We start from the raw sequence: 21,344 nt of genomic DNA, 5'->3' as shown, positions 1-21,344 counted from the left end.
TGCTCCTGTGCGGATTCGCGGCAAGACTAACGCGACTGGGCGTGAAAGGGTTGCCCCCATCCCAGCCTCCGCCCGCAAGCGGGAGGAGGAGCGGAACTGGGGGCCTTGAACAAAGGCGACACCTGGGAGCTGGGTGGAGAAGTGCCGTCCGGGCGCGGGCTGGAACCGGCCCACGCCCGGACGACGTCCCCACCAGGGACCAGGAAACGCTGGTGGAAGTGGCGACCTTGTCGCCGTTGTGGAGAAATCGAAGCATGGACATATGCTGCGCTTCGCCACACGGCGGAAATATCAGGAAACGCCGCGTCAACGTGTCAGGCGCGTCTGACCAGCTGTAGGAAAATTCTGCTTTCGCGCGCTAACGCAACGCTAATGTCGTGCGCTTAGACTGCACCGCCCACCCGCGGAATCACGGACATGTCGCTGCTGATTCGACTGGAATCCCCCTCCTCCCCCGACGCCATCCGCCTGGTCGATGAGCTGGAGTCGCACCTGGCCGCCTTGTACCCGGCCACCAGCCGACACGGCTACAGCGTGGAGAAATTGATACGCGAAGGCGTGGCCTTCTTTGTCGCACGCTGGGAAGGCGAACCCGTGGGCTGCGGCGGCGTGCAGCACTACGCCGATGGCTATGGAGAACTCAAGCGCATGTACGTGCGCCCCGAGTTCCGCGGCCGCGGCGTGGCGCGTGCGCTACTGGAGCGACTGACCTTGCATGCCGTCGGAGAAGGCGCCGCCCTGCTGCGCCTGGAGACCGGCGTACACCAGCACGAAGCGATTGCCTTGTATACGAAGGCAGGCTTCCGCTCGATGGGACCGTTTGGGCAGTACCAGCCGGATCCCAATAGTGTGTTTTTGGAGAAGGCGCTGGCCTGAGCAAAAATCGAAGGCGTTCGTCGCCGTCGCAGAGGGTCCGAATACAGGAGTGCGAACTCACAGCCATCCAGGGTCGTGGCGGCACCGTCACGACCCTGGATGGTGCGCAGGCGCCGTCAAAGTCTAAGCCGGTAGGAAATGGTGCAGGCGTCGAAAACAAAACACAGTTGAAGAGCACTATGCGCCTCCTCTCGAATCCGAACTATTGCGACGAAGTCGCACTGGGGGTAGCGTGCGTGCTCCAACTAAGGAACGGAAGCTATGGATATCGCCGGCACGATGGCCGTTGTTGCTGGAGGAATTGAGGCAGCAAAGGGCTTGTATGCAGTCAAGCAACTTTCCGAGAACACTGACCTGCATTTGCAACTTGCCACCGTCGTGCGGTCATTAACAGCCGCAGAGTTTGGCCTAAACGATGCGCAGCGGGAGTTGCGTGAGATGCTTTCGGAAATTGCACGATTAAAGGCTGCTCTTGAGATCAAGGCGACCGTTAAGAAGGAGCGAAATGCCTACTACGAAGTGGACGAGAATGGCGAGCCCCATGGCGAACCGTATTGCATGCGTTGTTACGAGGTAGACCACTTGCTACGTCATGTGGCTAGGCCAAGCCATTCGTCCGAAGAGGGTCAATGTCCAGCGTGCAAGACCAAGTATCCTGGACGCACAATCATGGTCTTGGCTTAGCGACCTATCGTCGGTATTCACGAGGAGCGAAAGCGACCTTCAATTCATGCTTTGTCATGATGTTGCAGACAAGAAGCCGGTTCGGAATGTTGGGGCTATTCGTCCTTGTGCGATCAATCTTGAGATGGCGTGCGTGTCGCCCGCAACTCCCTCATTCGGAAACATGTCCATTTGGCGCGGAACGTACTGAACGACCTCAAATTGACTGCACATGAGCTCAACCCTGTTCTTAGACAGAAATTTGTGAGCACGTTTGACCCTCTCCACATCCCCTCCTTCGTAGAAAGTAATGTGCGGATTGAATCCAAATTTCTCCTTTGGGAAATCAGGCTTGACCCACACTCTCTCCAAGTTCTCACTTGCGGCACGTAGAAAGAGGGAGCAACGCCCATTGCTCTCAAAGTAGCCACAGTTTCCGATGAAGAAGCTGTCTCCGCTCAGAGCTTCGGATATTTTATGAATCCTATCGGCTCCAACCTTCTCATCAAAGGGTCCCTGAATAGTGATGTGCGGCTTAGACGGCAAACGCGTATGCATCATCGTCGAGTGCAGGAAATCAAGGACTCCCACAACTGTTGGGTCATTGAAAACTACGAACACAAAATGTCTTTGAATGCTCATATCAGCAGGTAGCGAGAGTATTCGCCAAGCGACTTGTGGAGAAGAATTTTCTGAAAGTAGTCGGAAACATAGACTGCTGACGTTCTGACGTTTTCCTTCGTGTTTTTTACTTTCAAGAACCGCTCTGGATTGGCGCTATCTTTTATTCTTAGGAATGCTGAATAATGATTCAAGAATTCGTCGAATCCGCATGCGAGTTCCGGATCTCCAATTCGATCTACAACATATGCTAGGCGCTCCAATGGTGTCATAGAAATCTTCGGAATGAAGTCTTGCGCACTGACAGGGCGATCAACCATTAGAACTGCTACGCTCGAATAGACGGTTGTCATGCGACTGAATTTCAAATTGACGTTCTTTTTCCGCCACGGCTTGTCGGGGTCTTCTCTGCATTGTTCGTAGTTCAAGCAGAGTGTTCGCCAGTATCTCAGTAGGTCATTGATCAAGAACAAAGGCTTGAAGTCAGCCTTCCCCTTGTTATCCCTGAAATAATTTGTGCAGATTTCGGTCACAACTTCGTCGTGAAGCACCTGATTGCATAGGGAGGATCCCTCAAGGAGTAGCAACATCCGAGTCGTGAATGAGTTTTCGGAATCGTCTCTGGGCTTCCCAGTGTCTTCCACAATATCCTTTCTGCTATAAATCTTCATGTAGCGCAGTTCGTCGGAGAATGGCGGAAATCCTAGCTTCTCATTGAGGTCGGCCACCCTGGTAAGGATTCTCGCGGTTTTCAGGGGAGGGACATCCGAACCGTTCGACACAATGAAGATATCCAGATCTGAGTTCTTTCCGGATTCCAACCGGCTGAGCGACCCTGCGCAGAAGGTCATGACATCAGACGATCGCAGGAGTTCATCGGATTGAAAAGCGTGTTTCACAGTTTCAAGACGAGCGGATGCAAGCGCCTTGCGAGACGATAAATCGGCATGCTTCTTGAGAGATTCTTCTGCTGACATACCGCCTCCTCGCTTGATGAGATTTGTACTGCGACCCAACTTCGCAAACCGACAGCCTATCTAGCTCGAATAAATAGCGGAGAGCTCGACGTTCATCCTTGAGGGCGGCCGCACCTTACATGCGGCATCGGCACTGAAAGTGCGTAAAAGCGCAGGGGACGTTTGCAGAGTCAGTCGCCCACACCAAAGGCACCAGAGCCATCAGCCCCAGTGCGGCAAGAATCCTCGTAAGTTCGTAGCTCCCCTTCCCCACTGCCATCGCCCCTCCTTAGCGATCAACAGCGCTTGCGTCCCCCCAGACGCGGGTCTTGCGCTTACATCGTATGCGTCGGCTTATCCGCACTCAGCGTGCCGGCCAACAAGGTCTCGATGCGATTTTTGATGGCTTCGCCATCGCTGCTCTCCGGAAACTGCACGCCGATGCCCGCCGCGCGCGCGCCCTGGGCGCCGACGGGGGTGACCCACACCACCTTGCCGGCGACCGGCAGGCGTTCGCTGGATTCGGGCAGGGTGAGCAGCAGGAAGACTTCATCGCCCAGGAAGTAACGCTTGGGCGTGGGCACGAAGATGCCGCCATTCTTCATGTACGGCATGTAGGCGTTGTACAGCGCCGCCTTGTCCTTGACCGCCAACGACAGGATGCCCTGACGACCACTGGCTGCTGTACTCATCGTGCTCCCTTCCTTTATCCGTTGCGGGCCGGGCGAGCGGCCCCTTCGCTGGCCTGGCGCGTCCACGCCAGCAGCAGTTCGGCGATGGCCAGGTCGGCACGCACGGTGGTGCGGAGCAGATCCCGGGTCCGGTTCGCCAGGTCAAACCACGCCGCCAGCTTGTTCAATCGCGCCGGTTCGGTCAAGCCGCTGGCCTGGGCCAGCACGAGGTCGGCGGCATGGCGCAGGCGATCGTCGGCGAGCTCGTCGCCGGCCCAGCGTTGGGCGGTCTCGACCACGCCGGCCTTGCCGCGCGCCAGTGCTTCCAGGTCCGCCATGACCTTGCGGCGCAGGGCCAGGCCGTCGCCGCGCAGCCATTCATCGGCCAGGCCGGGATGGCCGCGGGCGGCGTCGAGCGCTTCTTCGGCGGCGGCGGCCACATGGCCCTGGGCTTGCAGCCAGGCCAGTGATTCGGCGCGCGGCGGCAGGCGGAATTCCAGGCGCTGGCAACGGCTGCGGATGGTGGCCGGCAGGCGCGCGGGTTGCGCACTGATCAGCCACAGGTAGCGGCCAGGAGCCGGTTCTTCCAGGGTCTTGAGCAGTGCGTTGTAGGCGGAGCGGTTGATGGCGTCGGCGGGATCCATGATCGCCACCTGCGCCACGCCGTATTGCGGCGTCAGTGAAAGCTTGCGCGAGAGATCGCGGACCTGATCGATCACGATCTCGGTGCGCAGGCGCGTGCCTTCCTTGTTGGGAATGAAGCTGACGATCTGCAGATCCGGATGGGTGCCGGCGGTCATCAGCTGGCGGGTGCGCACGGCCACCTTGTGATCGCCGCCGGAAAGCACGTGCAGGGCGAGGCGTTCGGCGACCGCGCGCTTGCCCAGTCCGGACGGGCCGCAGATCAGCAGGCCATGGCCGAGGCGACCGGCGTCGAGCGCGGCCACGGCGTGATCGTAGGCGCGCTGTTGCCAGGGCGAGAACTCGGTGTCGTGGCTGTTGGTCTCGCTCATACCAGCGTGTCCAGGGTTTCCAGCCATTGCCAGATGGCGTTGCGCACGGACTCGCCCACCTGCTGCGGCGATTGGCTGGCGTCAATCAGGCGGAAGCGTTGCGGATCGGCGGCGGCGCGGTTGCGGTAACCCTGGCGCACGCGTTCGAAGAAATCGTCCTGCTCGCTCTCGATGCGGTCCGGCCACAGGTCGCGGCCGGCGGTGCGGGCGCGACCTTCGCGTACGTCCAGATCCAGCAGCAGGGTCAGGCTGGGTTGCAGGCCCACCACGCGCTTTTCCAGTTCGGCAATCCAGGCCGGGTCCAGGCCGCGGCCTTCGCCCTGGTAGGCATAGCTGGAATCGGTGAAGCGATCGCTCACCACGAACGCGCCGCGCTGCAGCGCCGGGCGGATCACCTGCTGCACGTGCTGGGCGCGCGCGGCGAACACCAGCAGCAGTTCGGTGTCGGGCACCAGCGCTTCGCCCTGCGGTTGCAGGATGAGCTCGCGGATGCGTTCGGCCAGCGGGGTGCCGCCGGGTTCGCGGGTCAGCACCACCTCGTGGCCGCGTGCCTGCAGTTGTTCGCGCAGGGCGGTGATGGCGCTGGTCTTGCCCGCGCCCTCGCCGCCTTCCAGGCTGATGAAATGCGGGTGGCGGAGGATGCCGGGGCTCATTGCTGCTTCGCCTTGTCCAGAGTCTGCCGGCGCGTCACCAGGTAGCGCGCCACGGCGGCATTGTGTTCCTGCAGCGAGCCGGTGAATACATGCCGGCCACTACCATCGCCCACGGCCACGAAATACAGGGCGTTGCCGGGCTGGGGTTGCACCGCCGCCTGCAGCGCGTCCACGCCGGGCATGGCGATCGGCGTGGGTGGCAGGCCGGCACGGGTGTAGGTGTTGTACGGGGTGTCGGTGAGCAGGTCGGCCTTGCGGATGTTGCCGTCGTAGCGCGAGCCAATGCCGTAGATCACGGTGGGATCGGTCTGCAGGCGCATGCCGATTTTCAGGCGGCGTGCGAACACGCCGGCAATGGCCGGGCGTTCTTCGGCGATGCCGGTTTCCTTTTCGACGATGGAAGCGAGGATCAGCGCTTCTTCCGGCGAGGACAGCGGCGCTTGCGGGTCGCGATCTTTCCAGGCCTCGGCCAGCGCCTTGTCCATCGCCTCGTGGGCGCGCTTGAGCACGTCGAAGTCGGATTCGCTGCTGGTGTAGACGTAGGTCTCGGGCAGGAAGCGGCCTTCCGGATGCTGGCCGGCGAAGCCGAGCTTGCTCATCAGCGCGGCGTCGTCCAGATCCGCGGTCTGCTGCTTGAGCGGGGTGGCGGCCTTGAGCGCGTTGCGCAGTTGGCGGATGTTCCAGCCTTCGACGATGGTGAAGCGGAATTGCAGGGTCTTGCCGTCGCGCATGCGCACCAGCAGATCGCGCGGGGTGGTGCCGGGAGCCAGGGCGTATTCGCCGACCTTGAGCTTGCCGGCGGCGTCGAGCTGGCGCGCCAACGCCTGCCATTCCAGATCATTGCCGGCGGTGACGCCCTGCGCGCGGATCTTGCGCAGCACGCGGGCGAAAGAATCGCCGCTGGCCACTTCCACCGAGGTGGGCTGGGTGATCTGCTGCAGGGGCTGGTCGGCGAAGCTGCTGTAGCGCTGCCAGAACCACGCGCCTGCGGCAGCGCCGGCCAGGATCAGCAACAACAGGGTGAGGGCGATGGTGCGGCAACCGCGCTTGCAGCCTGAAGCCACGGGCGTCTCGTAATCAGGGAGAAGGGGGCAGGATACCTGCTGGAGGTGGCAGCCGCGATTCTTGACAGGCCAGGACGAAGCGAAAGCCCTGTAGAAGGGGCTTCACCTCTGTAGGAGGTGCTTCAGCCCCGAAGCTCTCAGAGGTTGGGCTTCATCTGCATGGGAAACGCCATCCCTTGTTTGGATGCCGCTGCAGGTAGCGGATTGATCGGGGGCTGGGTTGCTGCGTGGTTCGGGGCTGAAGCCCCTCCCAAAGGGGATCGCGCGAAGCCCGTCGTTCAGGGGACAGCGCGAAGTCCCTTCTCGGTTCGTCGTGGCTCGATCAGGGTTCCAGCGCCTTCAACAGGCCGCGGGCCTTGGCGCGGGTTTCGTCCAGCTCCTTGTCCGGATCGGAGTCGGCGACGATGCCGGCGCCGGTGCGGAAGCGCACTTCGCTGCCCTGCCCGGCCGGCAACACTTCGGCGCTGCGGATCAGGATGTTGAGGTCGAGGTCGCCGTCGCGGTTGAGCCAGCCGAACGCACCCGTGTAGGCGCCGCGGGCGACCTGTTCCAGTTCGCCGATGATCTGCATGCAGCGGACCTTGGGGCAGCCGGTGATGGTGCCGCCGGGAAAGGTGGCGCGGATGACATCGCCCGGAGTGGCGTCGCTGCGAAGGTGGCCGCGTACGTTGCTGACGATGTGGTGGACGTGGGCGTAGCTCTCGACCGTCATCAACTCATCGACCTGCACGCTGCCGGGCGTGCAGACCCGGCCCAGGTCGTTGCGCTCCAGATCGATCAGCATCACGTGTTCGGCGCGTTCCTTGGGATGGCCGACCAGTTCGCGGATGCGCGCGGCATCGTCATCGCCGGGGAAGCGCGGGCGGGTGCCGGCGATCGGGCGCGTCTCGACCACCTCGCCGCGCACCGAGACCAGACGCTCGGGTGAGGAGCTGACCACGGCCCAGTTGTCGCCGGCGAACAGGCCGGCGAACGGTGCGGGATTGGCGCTGCGCAGGCGGTCATACAACGCGGCCGGTGCCAGCGGTGCGGCGTACTTCGCGCTCCAGGCGCGCGACAGGTTGACCTGGAAGACGTCGCCCGCGGCAAGGTAGTCGAGGATGCGGGTGACGCCATCGGTGAAGCGCTGCGGTGGGTCTTCGTCGATGGCATCGGGGGCGCGCCATGCCGGTAGCGGCGCGATGGCGGGCGCGGCGAGATCGGCGTGCAGTTGTTCCAGCAGCGCTTCGTTGCCGGGTTCGGCCACGGCCACGCAATCGCCGGTGCCACGGTCGCGCAGGATCGCAGCGGGGCAACGCAGCGCCACGGCCACGGGCATGGCATCGGGGTCGGTGCGTGGTGGCAGCTGCAGGACGGGTTCCACTTCGCCCGCCAGTTCGTAGCTCAGCAGCAGCGCCCAGCCGCCGCGGAATGGCCAGCGCGGTTCTTCGCGATCGATGCGCCGGGATTGCCAGCGGGCATCGAGTTCGTCGAGGAAGCCGTGTTCGATTGTGTTGCCGGCAAGGTCGCGCAGGCCGTCGTGGTGCAGGACGAAGCCGTCACCGGGTGCGGCCATCAGCAGCAGATCCCAGCGGCCTTGCACGGTGCCGGAGGCGACCGATTCCAGCAGCACGGGATAGCGCTGGGGATCGCGGCGATGCAGCGCGAGCAGGTCGGTGTCGGGGGGGAGCGCTTGGGACAGGATCATGGCGGTGATTGTCGCATTTGCGCTTGGGACTTTCGGATGGGTGGCGCGGGTGGCTTGCCCTCATCGCGCGAGCGGCTTGCCCTCATCCGCCCTGCGGGCACCTTCTCCCGCAAGCGGGAGAAGGGGAAAGCCGAAACATCATGTGCCCCCTCTCCCGCTTGCAGGAGAGGACCAGGGTGAGGGCCGGCTTCGTGCCCCCTCTCCCGCGTGCGGGAGAGGGCTGGGGTGAGGGCCCGCTTTTTAGATGCGCTTGAACACCAACGTGCCGTTGGTGCCACCAAAACCAAAGCCATTGGACACGGCCACGTCGATCTTCTTCTCGCGCGCGGTGTGCGGCACGTAATCCAGATCGCAGCCTTCGCTGGCTTCGTCCAGGTTGATGGTCGGCGGGATGATGCCGTGGTGGATCGCCAGCACCGAGAAGATCGCTTCCGCACCGCCCGCCGCGCCCAGGAGGTGGCCGGTCATCGACTTGGTCGAGCTGACCATCATCTTGTAGGCGTGGTCGCCCAGCGCGCGCTTGATGGCCAGGGTTTCGGCCAGATCGCCCAGCGGCGTGGAGGTGCCGTGCGCGTTGAGGTATTCCACCTGCTCCGGATTGAGGCCCGAGTCCTTGAGCGCGGCCACCAGGCAGCGGGCCGGGCCTTCGCCGTTTTCGCTGGGTGCGGTCATGTGGTGGGCGTCGGAGCTGGAGCCGAAGCCGACCAGTTCGGCATAGATGCGCGCACCGCGCGCCTTGGCGTGTTCGTACTCTTCCAGGATCAGCACGCCGGCGCCGTCGCCCAGCACGAAGCCGTCGCGGTCCTTGTCCCAGGGACGAGAAGCCTTGGTGGGCTCGTCGTTGCGGGTGGACATGGCCTTCATGGTGCAGAAGCCGGCCATGGAGGTCGGCGAGGAGCCGAGTTCGGCACCGCCGGCCACCATCACGTCGGCATCGCCGTACTGGATGGTGCGCATGGCCACGCCAATGGAGTGGTTGGAGGTGGCGCAGGCCGAGACGACCGAGAAGCTCGGACCCTTCAGGCCTTTGAGGATCGACAGCTGGCCGGGCAGCATGTTGATGATGGTGCTGGGCACGTAGAACGGCGAGACCTTGCGCGGGCCGCCTTCGTGAAGCTTGATGGTCTGCTCTTCGATGCCGTGGATGCCGCCGATGCCGGAACCGACAATCGCGCCGATGCGCTCGGCATTGGCTTCGGTGATCTCCAGGCCCGAATCATCCAGCGCCATGAACGACGCGGCGATGCCGTAGTGGATGAACGGATCCATCTTCTTGGCGTCTTTGGGCGAGACGAAGGTGGTGGGATCGAAGTTGCGGATCTCGCCGGCAATCTGGGTGGTGAACTGCGATGCATCGAAGGACGTGACATGCCCGATGCCGGAGCGGCCATTGACGATGCCGTCCCAGCTGCTGGCCATGTCATTGCCCAGCGGCGAGACCAGGCCCATACCGGTGATGACGACTCGGCGACGTTGGCTCATGGAAATTTCCTCGATGCGGTTGAAGGTGTTCGGTGTTGCTTACCCCACACATGCGCAGGGCCGCATTCGCGGCCCCGGCACGTTCCCTTGCGGGCAAATCATTACGCCTTGACGTGCGCCTTGACGTAGTCAATGGCCTGCTGCACCGAAGTGATCTTCTCGGCGTCTTCGTCCGGAATCTCGCACTCGAATTCTTCTTCCAGCGCCATCACCAGTTCAACGGTGTCCAGCGAGTCGGCGCCCAGATCATCGACGAACGATGCGCTGTTGGTGACTTCTTCTTCCTTAACGCCGAGTTGTTCGACGACGATTTTCTTGACGCGTTCTTCGATGCTGCTCATTGGATATCGCTCCAGACGGAGATTGGGTGACTAGTTGGATTTTGCCACGCGGGCGCGGCAAACCGGGGGATAGTGTAGTGGAAACCGATGGCGGCTGGCAGGGTTTGGCAACTGTCACCGAATCAACCACTTAACGCTATTTTTTACCTCAGGGCATGTACATGCCGCCGTTGACGTGCAGGGTTTCGCCGGTGATGTAGGCGCCGGCCGGGCCAGCCAGGAACGACACCGCGCGGGCGATGTCGGCCGGTTCGCCCAGGCGACCCAGGGCGATCTGTCCGATGAGTGCGCTCTTGGCGTCGTCCGGCAGGGCCTTGGTCATGTCGGTGTCGATGAAACCGGGCGCAACCACATTGACGGTGACGCCGCGGCTGCCGATTTCCTTGGCCAAGGATTTGCTGAAGGCAATGATGCCGGCCTTGGCCGCGGCGTAGTTGGTCTGGCCGGGATTACCGGTCACGCCCACCACCGAGGCGATGTTGATGATGCGGCCCTTGCGCGCCTTCATCATGCCGCGCATCACTGCCTTGGAAGTGCGGTAGACGCTGGTGAGGTTGGTGTCGAGGATGTCATTCCATTCCTCGTCCTTCATGCGCATCAGCAGATTGTCGCGGGTGATGCCGGCGTTGTTGACCAGGATCGAGATCGGACCGATCTGCTTGCTGATGTCATCGATCAGCGCTTCCAGCGCAGCGGCATCGGTGACGTTGAGTTCGCGACCATGGCCGCCGCGTTCGGACAGGCGTTCGCCAATGGCCTGCGCGCCGCCGGCCGAGGTGGCCGTGCCGATCACGATGGCGCCCTGTGCGGCGAGTTCATCGGCGATGGCCGCGCCAATGCCACGGCTGGCGCCGGTGACCAGGGCGATTTCGCCTTGCAGGGGTTTGCTCATGATGCGACCTCGAAAAATGTGGGGCGTTGCGTCAGAAGGATGCGGCGTGTGCGCGGGCGGCGATCAGGCCCATTCGGCCAGTGCCGCCTGCAGCTCACCCACGTTGCCCAGTGTGCGCGCATCCAGGCTCTTGTCGATGCGCTTGATCAATCCACTCAGCACCTTGCCCGGACCGCATTCGCCGACCTGGGTGACGCCGCGCGCGGCCAGCGCCTGCACGCATTGGGTCCAGCGCACCGGCAAGTACAACTGGCGCACCAGCGCATCGCGGATGGCGTCGACACTTTCATGCACCTGCGCATCGACGTTCTGCACCACCGGCAGCGACGGCGCGCGCCAGTCCAGGCCGGCCATTACTTCGGCCAGCTGGTTGGCGGCTTCGCGCATCAGCGGCGTGTGCGAGGGCACGCTGACGGCCAGCTTCACCACCTTGCGCACGCCACGTTCGCCGAGCAAGGCAATGGCGCGATCGACCGCGATGGTGTCGCCGCCGATCACGATCTGGCCCGGCGAGTTGTAGTTGGCCGGCACCACGGTGTGGCTGTCGGAAGCCTGCTGGCAGACTTCGGCGACCATGTCGTCTTCGGCGCCGAGCACGGCCGCCATCGCACCCACGCCTTCCGGCGCGGCGGCTTGCATCAGCTGGCCGCGCAGGCGCACCAGGTGGGCGCCGTCACGCAACGTCAGCGCGCCCGCGGCGACCAGCGCGGTGTACTCGCCCAGGCTGTGGCCGGCCAGCACGGCCGGCGTTGTGCCGCCCTGCTGCTGCCACACGCGCCACACCGACACGCCTGCGGCCAGCAGGGCCGGCTGGGTGTACTCAGTGCGGTTGAGCATTTCTTCCGGGCCACCCTGCGAGAGCGCCCACAGATCCACGCCGGCGCCATCGGAGGCTTCGGCAAAGGATTCGCGCACCAGGGCATGCTGTTCGGACAGTTCGGCCAGCATGCCGAGCGACTGCGAGCCCTGGCCGGGGAACACGAAAGACAGTGCGTTGGAAGCCACGAAGGTACCTGGTCGAAAAATCGAGCGGCGATGATACGGGCGAACCTGCCGGATTGTCTGTACTCAGGCGTATGCGGGCTGTGTAGAAGCGGCCCGCATAACGAAAAACGCACGCTTGGCAGCGTGCGTTTTCTTGTTGCCGGCGTAACCGTTGGCTCAGTAGCGCAGCAGCGCCGAGCCCCAGGTGAAACCGCCGCCAAAGGCCTCGAGCAGCACCAGCTGGCCACGCTCGATGCGACCCGAACGCACCGCCGCATCCAGCGCCAGCGGCACCGAAGCCGACGAGGTGTTGCCATGCTTGTCGACGGTGACGATGACGTTGTCCATCGACATGTCCAGACGCTTGGCGGTGGCTTCGATGATGCGCAGGTTGGCCTGGTGCGGAATCAGCCAGTTCAGCTCGTGCTTGTCCAGGCCGTTGGCTTCCAGCGCTTCGTCCACGACCGAGTCCAGCGCCTTGACGGCGTACTTGAACACGTCGTTGCCCTTCATGTTGATGCGCATGCCCTGCTGCGGTGCATCCGGATTGAAACCGGCGGACACGCCGACCGGATTCCACAGCAGTTCCTTCTTGCTGCCATCGGCATGCAGGTGGGTGCTGAGGATGCCCGTCTCGCTGTCGGCCTTGAGCACGGCGGCGCCGGCGCCATCGCCGAACAGCACGCAGGTGGTGCGCTCGGTCCAGTCGACGATGCGGCTGAGGGTTTCGGTGCCGATGACCAGCACGGTCTTGACGTCGCCGCAGCGGATGAACTTGTCAGCCACGCTCAGGGCGTAGAGAAAGCCCGAGCAGGCGGCATTGACGTCCATCGCGGCGCAGCCATCAGCGCCCAGGCGGGCCTGGATGAGGCAGGCGGTGGACGGGAAAATCAGATCCGGCGTGGTGGTGCCCACGACGATCATGTCGATGTCGGTAGCCTGGATGCCGGCGGCTTCAATCGCGCGCAGGGCGGCTTCGTAACCCAGATCGCCTGCGGTCTGGCCCGGCGCGGCGATATGGCGCTCGCGGATGCCGGTGCGGCTCTGGATCCATTCGTCGCTGGTATCGACCAGCTTGGCCAGGTCGTCGTTGGTGAGCAATTTCTCGGGCAGGTAGCTGCCGGTACCGGCGATGCGCGAAAAAATACGCCCGTTAGACTGCGGCTGGCTCATGCCCGCTCCCGTTGCTGGCCCGCAACGGGGCCCTGGTGACCACGACGATGGCGAAAGACGCGCCGGCCGTCAGGCAGGCGCGTCCGGCGGACATCAATCTTCTTCGACAGCCGAGGCGGTCTTGGTGGCGATGACCTTCTTGCCACGGTAGTAGCCGTCGGCGGTCACGTGGTGGCGCAGGTGGATCTCGCCGCTGGTCGGGTCGGTCGACAGCTGCTTGGCGGTCAGGGCGTCGTGCGAACGGCGCTGACCACGACGGGACGGGGTGACTCGGGATTTCTGCACTGCCATGGGATTGCTCCAGCTCTAACTCTGATGATCTGATTGGACATCTGACCGCGGCTGCGATCAGTCTTTCTTCAACTTGGCCAATCCGGCGAACGGATTGACCTTGGCGAGTTCTTCCTGCTGCGGCGACCAGTCACGCTCCACCGCTTCGGATCCCGGTTCCAGCGGGACCGCGGGAACGGCGAGGACCAGTTCGTCCTCCACCAGATCCCTGGGGTGCAGCATGCCGTCGTCCGGCACCAGCAGCGCTTCGTAATCAGGTGGCAACCCGGCCTCATCGGCTTCGTCGCGCACCAGGCCCAACCGCTGCACGACACTGACGGGAAGCAGGAACCGCTGCAGGCTGCGCTGGCAAACCAGCGGAAGCTGCGCTTCGATCCTCACTTCCACGTAGGGCACCTGCAGCGCGTCGCGATCGAATTCGATCGTGTAGCGTGCATCACCTTCGGTATCGTTCAGCAGGCTCTGCAAGCGCGTCATGGATGACAGCGGCAGGCGACCTTCGAAACTGCGCCGTGCCGCGACCATGCGCCAAGCATCCAACATCTCGGGCGTATTCGCGGACATAAGCCGCTGAATGTTAAGGACTCGGCCGGGCACTGTCAAACGCCGCCTTCACGGAGCGGACATGGGGATTGCCGCCGGGCCGTCCGGCTGGTCAGACTGGAGGCCCGGAACCCGAGTCGGTTCCCCTGCCCGCCCCCCAGGGCCGCCGCCATGATGCCACTCCTGCTTGCCTCCACGTCCCGGTACAGACGCGAACTGCTGGACCGGCTGCGGGTGCCTTTCCGGGTGGCCCGCCCGGAAGTGGACGAAACCCCGCTGCCCGGGGAAAACCCGGCCGGGCTGGCGCGTCGGCTGGCCCAGGCCAAGGCCGCCGCCATTGCCGCCCAGCATCCCGAAGCCTGGGTGATTGGCGCCGACCAGGTAGCCGAAGTGGCAGGCCAGCCCGTCGGCAAGCCGGGCAACCGCGATGCCGCCCTGGCGCAGCTGACGGCGATGTCCGGCCAGGCCATCCGCTTCCATACCAGCATCTGCCTGCAGCGCGAGCAGGGCCCGATCCTGCTGGCCGAGGACGTGACCACGGTGCGCTTCCGCGCTCTGGGCGTGGAGGAAATCGCCCGCTACGTGGATCTGGAGCAGCCGTTCGACTGCGCCGGCAGCTTCAAGAGCGAGGGCCTGGGCATAAGCCTGTTCGAAGCGATCGAATCGCGCGACCCGACCGCGCTGGTCGGCCTGCCGCTGATCGAACTGGCCCGCCTGCTGCGCGAAGCCGGCTTCGCGTTGCCCTAGTCGAGGTCGACGGGCAGCTCTTCCCACTCTTCGACGCTGCCATCGTTGCCATGCAATCGCAGGCCCAGCCAATGCCGGCCAGCGGGCAGCGCTGATGCATCCACCCGCGCCGAAAACCCCACGCGCGGGTGCTGCGGATCATTGGATATCTTCCAATAGCCCGCCACACCCGGTTCCTCGCGGCCGTACTGCGCGCTGGCCACCGGCTTGCCATCCAGCAACACCTCCACCGCGCGCAAGCCCACGCCTTCCTTGAAGGCCCAGCCGCGCACCTCGAACTGCGCGCCCACCTGCGCATGGCTGCGCGGCTGATCGAGATACGCCATCGCCGGCGCCACACACTCGCCCTGTGCACGTTGCGCCGGCAGCTTGAACAACAGGAAGCGCTGCGCACCGTGATCGATGTTGATTACCCGCGGCGGCGGCAATGGCCCGACCTGTTCGCAGACCTGGTGGTAGTAGGCCAGCAGATGTTTGTACTGCACCTCGCCACTGCCGAGGATCAGCAGCGCAGGCCCGGCTGACCTTGCGTCCTGCTGCAAACCCCACAAGGCCAGTTGTGGCGCGCGGCCATGCTTGTGGTTGAGCGGATGATCGAGCACGCGGATGCGCGGATCATCCAGGGCGAAGCCCAACTCCGCGCCGATCTTGAAGCTGCCGGCCAGCAGCGGCGTGCCGGCGGGCAAACGCGCCTGTTCTTCGCGCACGGCATCGGCCAGCTGCGACCAGCCGGCGAAGTTGTACGGATACCACTTCTCGGCGGCGAAACGCTCACGCAACGACGAGGTGGCGGCGATCGCGTAGCCGGCAAACACCAGCGCCAGTCCCAGCGCAGCCAGGCCCCAGCACAGCCGTCGCCAGCCGGCGCTGCGCTGTTGCAGCCAGGCCGGCGCGATCACCAGCAGGGCCAGATAGCCGGGCAGCGGCCAATGGAAACTCACCCGCTCCACGTCGGCAAAAAAACCGAGCAGGAAGAACCCCAGCGTCGACAACGCACCCAGCAAACCCAAATAGCGTTGCTGCAGCGGCATCGCGGGAACGCCGCGCAGCGCGTGTGCCGACAGCGCCAGCAACGCGGCGAACAGCAGCGGCGTGACCAGCAGCGCCTGCACGATCACGAACCACGCGCCGGTCCATTGGAATGACCAGGGATGGCGATCCACCAGTTGGAAGCGCAGGCCGGCGTCGGCATGTGCCAGATTCCACGACAGCAACGGCCACCACGCCGCCGCGCCTATCGCCAGCACGCACCACACGCGCCAGTCGAGCAGCAGGCGCCGCCCCTGCGGCAACCACAGCAACGCCAGCAGGCCGACGCCGATGACGCCGACGAAGCGGTAGTGGCTCAGGGCGCCGATCACCAGACCCATTGCAAGCAAGGCAAGGCCGGCTGCATCCACCCGCGCCAGCAGGCGCGCACCGCCCCACAGGCACAACGCGCTGGCCACCGCCATCGGCACATCCGGCAGCGCCAGCAGACCCAACATGCCCGACAACGGCATCAGCACGGTCAACATTCCCGCCTGCCAGGCCAGCGCACGCTGGCCGACGTCGCGGGCCGCAGCGATGACCAGCCATGGCAGGCCGGCCGCCAGCAGCAGGAACGGCGCGCGCAACGCCAGCACGTGGGTGCCACCGATGTCGCTGCCCAGGCGCGCCAGCCAGGCGTTGAGTCCGGGCAGATCCGAGTAGGCCCAGGCCAGGTGTTGGCCTTCCTGCCAGTAGAAGGCTTCGTCGACGAACAACGGCAGGCGCGCGGCGATCACGACCTTGATCACGGTTGCCGCGATCCAGATCGCCAGGAACCATCGCTTGTGACGCTCTGCGTCCTGCATCCCGCTACACTCCATTGAACTCATCGCCAGGCTCATCGATGTCCGCCACGCCGCCACCGCTGCCCATGCTATCCGATGAACTGCGCGCCGCCCTGAAGCGCGCACAGGAACAAGTCAATGCGCTGGTGTTGGGCAAGGCCTATGAAGTGCGGCTGGCCTTTGTCGCGCTGCTCTCGGGCGGGCATCTGCTGATCGAGGATCTGCCGGGGCTGGGCAAGACCACCTTGGCGCATGCGCTGGCCGCAAGCCTCGGATTGAGTTTCCAGCGCGTGCAGTTCACTTCGGATTTGCTACCGGCCGACGTGCTGGGCGTGTCGGTGTACGACGGTCCGTCGCGGCAGTTCCAGTTCCATCCGGGGCCGGTGTTCACCCAGGTGCTGCTGGCCGACGAAATCAATCGCGCGCCGCCGCGTACGCAAAGCGCCTTGCTCGAAGCCATGGCCGAACACCAGGTGACCCTGGACGGCATCACCCACAGCCTGCCGGAACCGTTCTTCGTCATCGCCACGCAGAACCCGGTGGATCTGTCCGGCACCTACCCGCTGCCGGATTCGCAGCTGGATCGCTTCCTGCTGCGGCTGGCCCTGGGTTATCCGGGCGCCGAAGCCGAGCGCGCCCTGCTGGCCGGTGCGGATCGGCGTGCGCTGATTGCGCAGACCATGCCATTGCTCTCCTCCGATGACGTGCTGGCCTTGCGCGCGGCGGTGGATCAGATCCACACCAGCGATGCGTTGATCACCTACGTGCAGGCGCTGATGCATCGCAGCCGCCAGCATCCCGGCGTGCGCGTGGGGCTGTCGCCGCGCGCCGGCATCGCCCTGCTGCGCGCCGCGCGTGCCTACGCCCTGCTGCTGGGTCGCAGCCATGTGCTGCCGGAAGACATCCAGGCCTTGTTTACCGCGGTGGCCGCGCATCGGCTGGTGGCCGAAGCCGAGGCCGATTCCACCGCGGTGCTGGCCAAGGCGATCCTGCATGCGGTGTCGGTGGACTGATTGAAACCGGTGCCGCGCCGCCGCTGGCGGGAGCGCATGCAGCTGTTGGCGCGTCCGCGCCAGAGCGAAACCTTGCCTGTGCGCCTGGATCGGCGCCGCGTCTATGTACTGCCCACCCGCTTCGGCCTGTTCTTCGCCGTGCTGGTGATGGCCATGCTGATGGGCGCGCTGAACTACAACAACAATCCGGCGCTGCTGCTGGCGTTGTTGCTGGGCGCCACCGGCCTGGCCAGCCTGATTGCCGCGCACCTGCAGCTATCCGGGCTGCAGTTGGACGCCGTGGCGGCCGAGCCGGTCGCGGCCGGCCAACCCTTGCCGGTGAGCCTGGCGTTCTCTTCGCGTGATCGCCGCGCCCGCCCGGGCCTGCAGCTGCAGGCGCTGGACGCACACGCGCACTTTGATCTCGCGGCCACCGAACCCGGCGTGGCGGTGTTGGCCATCGCCACCGAGCGGCGTGGCTGGCTGAGTCTGGGGCGCATCGGCGTGGCCACCACGCAACCGTTGGGACTGGCACGCGCCTGGGCCTGGTTCTGGCCGGAACTGCAGCTGCTGGTGTACCCGGCCGCCGAAGTGCAGGGCCCGGCGCTGCCCGACAGCGAAGGCGGCGGCGCGCGCGCGCGGCTGCGCGCCAGCGGCGATGACGTCCACCATCTGCGCAGCTATCGTCCCGGCGACTCGCTGCGCGCGATTGCCTGGAAGGCATCGGCACGCCGCGATCAACTGCTGGTGCGCGAGTTCGAACAGGCGGTGGGTCGCGAAGTCGATCTGCGTTTTGCCGACCTCGCCGGACTGGGCTACGAGCAGCGCATCGCACGTCTGACCCATTGGGTGATGCAGGCCGAGCGCGAAGGTCGCCGCTATCGGCTGCACCTGCCCGGGCAGCCTCCTCTGGGACCCGGCCAGGGGGTGGGCCATCGTCACCTCTGCCTGCGCGCGTTGGCGCTGATGCCGCATGAACACCAGCGCTGACGCCCGCCCTTCGCTGGACGCCGGCAGCCGCGCATGGACGCTGGCCGCTGCCGCAGCCTGCCTGTTGCCGTTGCTGTTGCAGCTGCCGCTGAGCGTGGCGCTGGGCAGCGCTGCATTGGCCGTGATTACGGCCGCCTTGTCCTGGCGGCGACCGATGCCGGCACTGCTGCGCTTCGTCCTGGCCATCGCGATTCTGCTGACCGTTTCCAGCGCGATGGGCTGGAAGTTTGGTCGCGATACCGGCTGCGCGCTGCTGGCGGCGATGCTGGCGATCAAACCCAGTGAGACCGGCAGCCTGCGTGATGCACGCAGCTTGCTGGCCTTCGCCTTGTTCGCCCCGTTCGCCGCCTTCCTGCTGGACCAGGGCCCGACCACCTTGCTGCTCTCGGCGCTGGGCGTGCTGGGTGCGCTGGTGGCGCTGGGCCGGCTGGCCGAGTTCGAAGCACGCGGGCAACGCCTGCAGGTGGCGCTGCGGCAGCGGCTGTGGTCGGTGGCGCGCTTGATCCTGATCGGCATGCCGCTGGTGCTGGCCGCGTTCTGGTTGTTCCCGCGCTTCGCCGAACCGCTCTGGGGCGTGCCCGGCAAAGCCCTGGCCACGCCGGGGCTGTCGGATCGCATGTCGCCCGGCGGTTGGCTGGACCTGATGTCGGATGACACGCCGGCCTTGCGCGTGCAGTTCTTCGGGCCTGCGCCGAGCCAGCAGCAGATGTACTGGCGCGGGATGGTGTTCTGGGATTTCGACGGACGCGAGTGGACGCGGGCGCCGTCGGTGGCGGCGCGCGAACCGGCCGAGGTGCGTTCGGCCGCGCTGCGCTGGGACTACAGCATGGCGGTGGAAGGCAACGAGCAGCCCTGGCTGGTGGCACTGGATCTGCCCGCGTCCGCGCCGCCGGGCGCACGCCTGGATCACGACAACGCGCTGATCGCCGCACGGCCGATGACCGCGCTGACCCAGTGGCGGGTGCAGTCCTCGCCGCCGCTGGTGTTTGAAAGCCGGTTGCCGCGCGAGCTGTATACCCGTGCCCTGTTGCTGCCGGTGGGACTGAACCCGCGCACCCGCGCATTGGGCGAACAGTGGCGGCAGCAGGCCGGCAACGGCGTCGCCGCCGATACGGCCATCGTCAACCGCGCACTGGCGTGGATACGCCGCGACTTCGCCTACACCCTCGACACGCCCCTGCCCGGCCGCGACGGCGCCGACGAATTCCTGTTCGACCAGCAGGCCGGCTACTGCGAACACTTCAGCTCGGCCTTCACTGTATTGATGCGCTCGGCCGGGGTGCCGGCACGGGTGGTGGTGGGTTACGCCGGCGGCGTGCGCAATCCCTTTGGCGACTACTGGGTGGTGCGCAACCAGGACGCCCATGCCTGGACCGAAGTGTGGCTGGCCGGTCGCGGCTGGGTACGGGTGGACCCGACTGCGGCGGTGGCGCCCGAACGCATCTACGACACCGTGGATGACCGCCAGGGCGCCGCTGGCCAGGGCTTCGCCAACGGCCGCACCTGGGCGCAGCTGAGCGACTGGATGCGCCGCGGCTGGAACGACATGGTGCTGGGCTTTGACGCGCGCCGGCAGTCGCGGATGTTGCAGGACTGGGGCCTGCGCGAACTGGACACGCGCCGGCTGGCGGTGATGTTCGCCGTGGTCACCACGCTGGTACTGGCCGGCATGGGCTGGCTGCTGGCGCGCGGCGAACGCGAGCCCGACCCGCTGCTGCGCGCCTGGCATCGACTCGGCCGTCGCTACACCCGGCTGGGTCTGGCACCGCTGGCGCATGAGCCCGCGCTGACCTGGGCGCAGCGGGTGGCGAGCACGCGCGGAAAAGAGGCCGGAGACCTGGTTTCACTCAGCCAACGTTTCGCCGATTCACGTTACGCTGCGGCTCATAGCGACATGTCGGTGTTGCTGCGCGACTTGCGCCGCCACCGACCCTGACCCGGGAGTTACGCCATGAAGCTTCGACTGCTCTGCCTTGCCGGTACCGTCGCCCTGCTGGGTGCCTGTGCCACTGCCCCCAAGCCGTTGCAGGGGACGTTTACCGAGGTCACGCCGCAGGATGCCGTGGCCAATGCCCAGGTCGGCGCGCAGGTGCGCTGGGGCGGTCGCATCATCGAGACCACGCCGCGCGCCGATGCCACCTGCTTCCAGTTGGTCTCGCGTCCGCTCACCGGCACCGGCCGGCCGTCATCGGATTCGCCCGACGCCACCCAGGGCCGCTTCCTCGCCTGCCGCGCCGGCTTCTACGATCCGGCGGTGTTCGCGCCAGGCCGTGACGTGACCTTCGTTGGACGCGTGGATGGCTACGAAGTCACCCGCATCGGTGAGTACGACGCCCGCCTGCCCAAGTTGAACGCCGACGTGGTGTACCTGTGGCCGGAAGTGCGCGAAGTGGAAGTGATCGGTTCGCCCTTCTATGACCCGTGGTATGGCCCGTACTGGGGCCCGCGCTGGGGTTACTGGGGCTGGTGGTGATCGCCCAGCTGCATTGAAAAAAGCCGCCTTCGGGCGGCTTTTTTTTGCTAGTGCGGGGTACCGAAGCGGCCCAGATGGCCGCCTGCCAGCAGATGCAGGTGCAGGTGGAACACCGTCTGCCCGGCATGCTCGCGGCAATTGATCACCACGCGATAGCCGTCCTGGGCAAAGCCTTCGCGGCGCGCGTATTCGGCGGCGGCCAGGACCAGCTTGCCGACCAGCGCGGCCTGCGCGGGCTGCAGATCATCCATGGTCGGGATCAGCTCGTTCTTCGGCACGAACAGCACGTGCACCGGCGCCTGCGGGGCGATGTCCTTGAAGGCCAGCACGTCGTCGTCTTCGTAGACGATGGTGGCTGGAATTTCGCGGCGGATGATCTTGCCGAACAGGGTGTTGTTGTCAGCCATCGTCGGTGTCC

General features: G+C 65.2%; 23 protein-coding genes. 7 read left to right on the top strand and 16 right to left on the bottom strand.

The features are described from left to right. The first annotated feature begins 417 nt into the window (after positions 1-417). Together B5X78_RS15415 and B5X78_RS18505 are read left to right on the top strand one after the other, a co-directional pair. Complete coding sequence (locus B5X78_RS15415) at positions 418-876, top strand: GNAT family N-acetyltransferase (protein WP_079725444.1); 459 nt, start codon at positions 418-420, stop codon at positions 874-876. 261 nt (positions 877-1,137) lie between these two features. Further along, positions 1,138-1,560 (top strand): hypothetical protein, encoded by a 423-nt coding sequence (locus tag B5X78_RS18505; RefSeq protein WP_139381588.1) that lies wholly within the window; start codon positions 1,138-1,140, stop codon positions 1,558-1,560. 54 nt (positions 1,561-1,614) lie between these two features. Here the strand turns inward: B5X78_RS18505 and B5X78_RS18745 are convergent, their stop codons facing one another. From B5X78_RS18745 to B5X78_RS15345, 14 genes are all read right to left on the bottom strand, one after another. Continuing rightward, positions 1,615-2,181 carry a 2'-5' RNA ligase family protein gene (locus B5X78_RS18745; RefSeq protein ID WP_079725443.1) on the bottom strand — a complete coding sequence of 189 codons (567 nt, stop codon included), beginning with the start codon at positions 2,179-2,181 and terminating at the stop codon, positions 1,615-1,617. After that, positions 2,178-3,137: a hypothetical protein gene (locus tag B5X78_RS15405; protein WP_139381587.1), complete on the bottom strand. Its 960-nt coding sequence runs from the start codon at positions 3,135-3,137 to the stop codon at positions 2,178-2,180. Before B5X78_RS15405 ends, B5X78_RS18745 begins: the two co-directional genes overlap by 4 nt. A 314-nt stretch (positions 3,138-3,451) precedes the next feature. After that, positions 3,452-3,808 (bottom strand): PilZ domain-containing protein, encoded by a 357-nt coding sequence (locus B5X78_RS15400; protein WP_079725439.1) that lies wholly within the window; start codon positions 3,806-3,808, stop codon positions 3,452-3,454. A gap of 14 nt (positions 3,809-3,822) precedes the next feature. Next, positions 3,823-4,800, bottom strand: coding sequence for a DNA polymerase III subunit delta' (locus B5X78_RS15395; protein WP_079725438.1), 978 nt, complete (start codon positions 4,798-4,800; stop codon positions 3,823-3,825). After that, entirely contained in the window at positions 4,797-5,453 is a 657-nt protein-coding gene (tmk, locus tag B5X78_RS15390) for a dTMP kinase (RefSeq protein ID WP_079725436.1), read from the bottom strand. Before tmk ends, B5X78_RS15395 begins: the two co-directional genes overlap by 4 nt. Then, entirely contained in the window at positions 5,450-6,517 is a 1,068-nt protein-coding gene (gene mltG / locus B5X78_RS15385) for an endolytic transglycosylase MltG (RefSeq protein WP_229730744.1), read from the bottom strand. The genes tmk and mltG overlap by 4 nt, the downstream gene beginning before the upstream one ends. A gap of 322 nt (positions 6,518-6,839) precedes the next feature. Further along, entirely contained in the window at positions 6,840-8,204 is a 1,365-nt protein-coding gene (locus B5X78_RS15380; protein WP_079725435.1) for an aminodeoxychorismate synthase component I, read from the bottom strand. A 240-nt stretch (positions 8,205-8,444) separates the two neighbouring features. After that, entirely contained in the window at positions 8,445-9,686 is a 1,242-nt protein-coding gene (gene fabF / locus B5X78_RS15375; protein WP_079725433.1) for a beta-ketoacyl-ACP synthase II, read from the bottom strand. Positions 9,687-9,787: 101 nt separating this feature from the next. Continuing rightward, positions 9,788-10,027, bottom strand: a complete 240-nt coding sequence (gene acpP, locus B5X78_RS15370; protein WP_079725431.1) for an acyl carrier protein — start codon at positions 10,025-10,027, stop codon at positions 9,788-9,790. Between the two features lie 148 nt (positions 10,028-10,175). Continuing rightward, positions 10,176-10,919, bottom strand: a complete 744-nt coding sequence (fabG, locus tag B5X78_RS15365) for a 3-oxoacyl-ACP reductase FabG (RefSeq protein ID WP_079725430.1) — start codon at positions 10,917-10,919, stop codon at positions 10,176-10,178. A 63-nt stretch (positions 10,920-10,982) separates the two neighbouring features. Beyond that, entirely contained in the window at positions 10,983-11,924 is a 942-nt protein-coding gene (fabD, locus tag B5X78_RS15360; protein ID WP_139381586.1) for an ACP S-malonyltransferase, read from the bottom strand. A gap of 156 nt (positions 11,925-12,080) precedes the next feature. Next, the gene (locus tag B5X78_RS15355) at positions 12,081-13,076 is read right to left on the bottom strand and encodes a beta-ketoacyl-ACP synthase III (RefSeq protein WP_079725428.1); all 996 of its coding nucleotides are present in this window, start codon (positions 13,074-13,076) and stop codon (positions 12,081-12,083) included. Between the two features lie 93 nt (positions 13,077-13,169). Further along, positions 13,170-13,367: a 50S ribosomal protein L32 gene (gene rpmF, locus B5X78_RS15350; protein WP_079725426.1), complete on the bottom strand. Its 198-nt coding sequence runs from the start codon at positions 13,365-13,367 to the stop codon at positions 13,170-13,172. Between the two features lie 57 nt (positions 13,368-13,424). Beyond that, entirely contained in the window at positions 13,425-13,931 is a 507-nt protein-coding gene (locus tag B5X78_RS15345; protein ID WP_079725425.1) for a YceD family protein, read from the bottom strand. Between the two features lie 153 nt (positions 13,932-14,084). On the opposite strand from B5X78_RS15345, the gene B5X78_RS15340 reads away from it, so the two are divergent. After that, a complete protein-coding gene (locus tag B5X78_RS15340; protein WP_176140922.1) occupies positions 14,085-14,657 on the top strand; it encodes a Maf family protein in 573 nt (190 codons plus the stop codon). Here B5X78_RS15340 and B5X78_RS15335 read toward each other — a convergent pair. After that, complete coding sequence (locus B5X78_RS15335; RefSeq protein ID WP_079725421.1) at positions 14,654-16,492, bottom strand: ArnT family glycosyltransferase; 1,839 nt, start codon at positions 16,490-16,492, stop codon at positions 14,654-14,656. The genes B5X78_RS15340 and B5X78_RS15335 overlap by 4 nt on opposite strands. Before the next feature lie 38 nt (positions 16,493-16,530). Between B5X78_RS15335 and B5X78_RS15330 the strand changes: the two genes are divergently transcribed. The 4 genes from B5X78_RS15330 to B5X78_RS15315 are packed head-to-tail and all read left to right on the top strand — an operon-like array spanning position 16,531 to position 20,926. Further along, positions 16,531-17,484, top strand: a complete 954-nt coding sequence (locus B5X78_RS15330; protein WP_079725419.1) for an AAA family ATPase — start codon at positions 16,531-16,533, stop codon at positions 17,482-17,484. A 36-nt stretch (positions 17,485-17,520) separates the two neighbouring features. After that, the gene (locus tag B5X78_RS15325; RefSeq protein ID WP_079726224.1) at positions 17,521-18,453 is read left to right on the top strand and encodes a DUF58 domain-containing protein; all 933 of its coding nucleotides are present in this window, start codon (positions 17,521-17,523) and stop codon (positions 18,451-18,453) included. Beyond that, positions 18,437-20,389, top strand: coding sequence for a transglutaminase TgpA family protein (locus B5X78_RS15320; RefSeq protein WP_079725417.1), 1,953 nt, complete (start codon positions 18,437-18,439; stop codon positions 20,387-20,389). Before B5X78_RS15325 ends, B5X78_RS15320 begins: the two co-directional genes overlap by 17 nt. A 15-nt stretch (positions 20,390-20,404) precedes the next feature. Further along, the gene (locus B5X78_RS15315) at positions 20,405-20,926 is read left to right on the top strand and encodes a Slp family lipoprotein (protein ID WP_079725415.1); all 522 of its coding nucleotides are present in this window, start codon (positions 20,405-20,407) and stop codon (positions 20,924-20,926) included. 47 nt (positions 20,927-20,973) lie between these two features. Here the strand turns inward: B5X78_RS15315 and B5X78_RS15310 are convergent, their stop codons facing one another. Next, positions 20,974-21,333 (bottom strand): histidine triad nucleotide-binding protein, encoded by a 360-nt coding sequence (locus B5X78_RS15310; RefSeq protein WP_079725413.1) that lies wholly within the window; start codon positions 21,331-21,333, stop codon positions 20,974-20,976. Between the last annotated feature and the right edge of the window lie 11 nt (positions 21,334-21,344).

Source organism: Pseudoxanthomonas indica, assembly GCF_900167565.1.
GTDB classification, from domain to species: domain Bacteria; phylum Pseudomonadota; class Gammaproteobacteria; order Xanthomonadales; family Xanthomonadaceae; genus Pseudoxanthomonas_A; species Pseudoxanthomonas_A indica.
The sequence above is the reverse complement of the archived record's forward strand: the minus strand, read 5'-3'. Positions and strand labels throughout refer to the sequence as shown.

What these genes read in the sequence shown, in the direction of transcription:
- B5X78_RS15310 (WP_079725413.1), bottom strand. Translation starts at nt 21,333, where the DNA reads ATGGCTGACAACAACACCCTGTTCGGCAAGATCATCCGCCGCGAAATT.
- B5X78_RS15355 (WP_079725428.1), bottom strand. Translation starts at nt 13,076, where the DNA reads ATGAGCCAGCCGCAGTCTAACGGGCGTATTTTTTCGCGCATCGCCGGT.
- acpP (WP_079725431.1), bottom strand. Translation starts at nt 10,027, where the DNA reads ATGAGCAGCATCGAAGAACGCGTCAAGAAAATCGTCGTCGAACAACTC.
- fabF (WP_079725433.1), bottom strand. Translation starts at nt 9,686, where the DNA reads ATGAGCCAACGTCGCCGAGTCGTCATCACCGGTATGGGCCTGGTCTCG.
- tmk (WP_079725436.1), bottom strand. Translation starts at nt 5,453, where the DNA reads ATGAGCCCCGGCATCCTCCGCCACCCGCATTTCATCAGCCTGGAAGGC.
- B5X78_RS18505 (WP_139381588.1), top strand. Translation starts at nt 1,138, where the DNA reads ATGGATATCGCCGGCACGATGGCCGTTGTTGCTGGAGGAATTGAGGCA.
- B5X78_RS15395 (WP_079725438.1), bottom strand. Translation starts at nt 4,800, where the DNA reads ATGAGCGAGACCAACAGCCACGACACCGAGTTCTCGCCCTGGCAACAG.
- B5X78_RS15315 (WP_079725415.1), top strand. Translation starts at nt 20,405, where the DNA reads ATGAAGCTTCGACTGCTCTGCCTTGCCGGTACCGTCGCCCTGCTGGGT.
- B5X78_RS15380 (WP_079725435.1), bottom strand. Translation starts at nt 8,204, where the DNA reads ATGATCCTGTCCCAAGCGCTCCCCCCCGACACCGACCTGCTCGCGCTG.
- B5X78_RS15335 (WP_079725421.1), bottom strand. Translation starts at nt 16,492, where the DNA reads ATGCAGGACGCAGAGCGTCACAAGCGATGGTTCCTGGCGATCTGGATC.
- rpmF (WP_079725426.1), bottom strand. Translation starts at nt 13,367, where the DNA reads ATGGCAGTGCAGAAATCCCGAGTCACCCCGTCCCGTCGTGGTCAGCGC.
- B5X78_RS15325 (WP_079726224.1), top strand. Translation starts at nt 17,521, where the DNA reads ATGCAGCTGTTGGCGCGTCCGCGCCAGAGCGAAACCTTGCCTGTGCGC.
- B5X78_RS15405 (WP_139381587.1), bottom strand. Translation starts at nt 3,137, where the DNA reads ATGTCAGCAGAAGAATCTCTCAAGAAGCATGCCGATTTATCGTCTCGC.
- B5X78_RS15320 (WP_079725417.1), top strand. Translation starts at nt 18,437, where the DNA reads ATGAACACCAGCGCTGACGCCCGCCCTTCGCTGGACGCCGGCAGCCGC.
- B5X78_RS15340 (WP_176140922.1), top strand. Translation starts at nt 14,085, where the DNA reads ATGCCACTCCTGCTTGCCTCCACGTCCCGGTACAGACGCGAACTGCTG.
- fabG (WP_079725430.1), bottom strand. Translation starts at nt 10,919, where the DNA reads ATGAGCAAACCCCTGCAAGGCGAAATCGCCCTGGTCACCGGCGCCAGC.
- B5X78_RS18745 (WP_079725443.1), bottom strand. Translation starts at nt 2,181, where the DNA reads ATGAGCATTCAAAGACATTTTGTGTTCGTAGTTTTCAATGACCCAACA.
- B5X78_RS15400 (WP_079725439.1), bottom strand. Translation starts at nt 3,808, where the DNA reads ATGAGTACAGCAGCCAGTGGTCGTCAGGGCATCCTGTCGTTGGCGGTC.
- B5X78_RS15345 (WP_079725425.1), bottom strand. Translation starts at nt 13,931, where the DNA reads ATGTCCGCGAATACGCCCGAGATGTTGGATGCTTGGCGCATGGTCGCG.
- B5X78_RS15330 (WP_079725419.1), top strand. Translation starts at nt 16,531, where the DNA reads ATGTCCGCCACGCCGCCACCGCTGCCCATGCTATCCGATGAACTGCGC.
- B5X78_RS15415 (WP_079725444.1), top strand. Translation starts at nt 418, where the DNA reads ATGTCGCTGCTGATTCGACTGGAATCCCCCTCCTCCCCCGACGCCATC.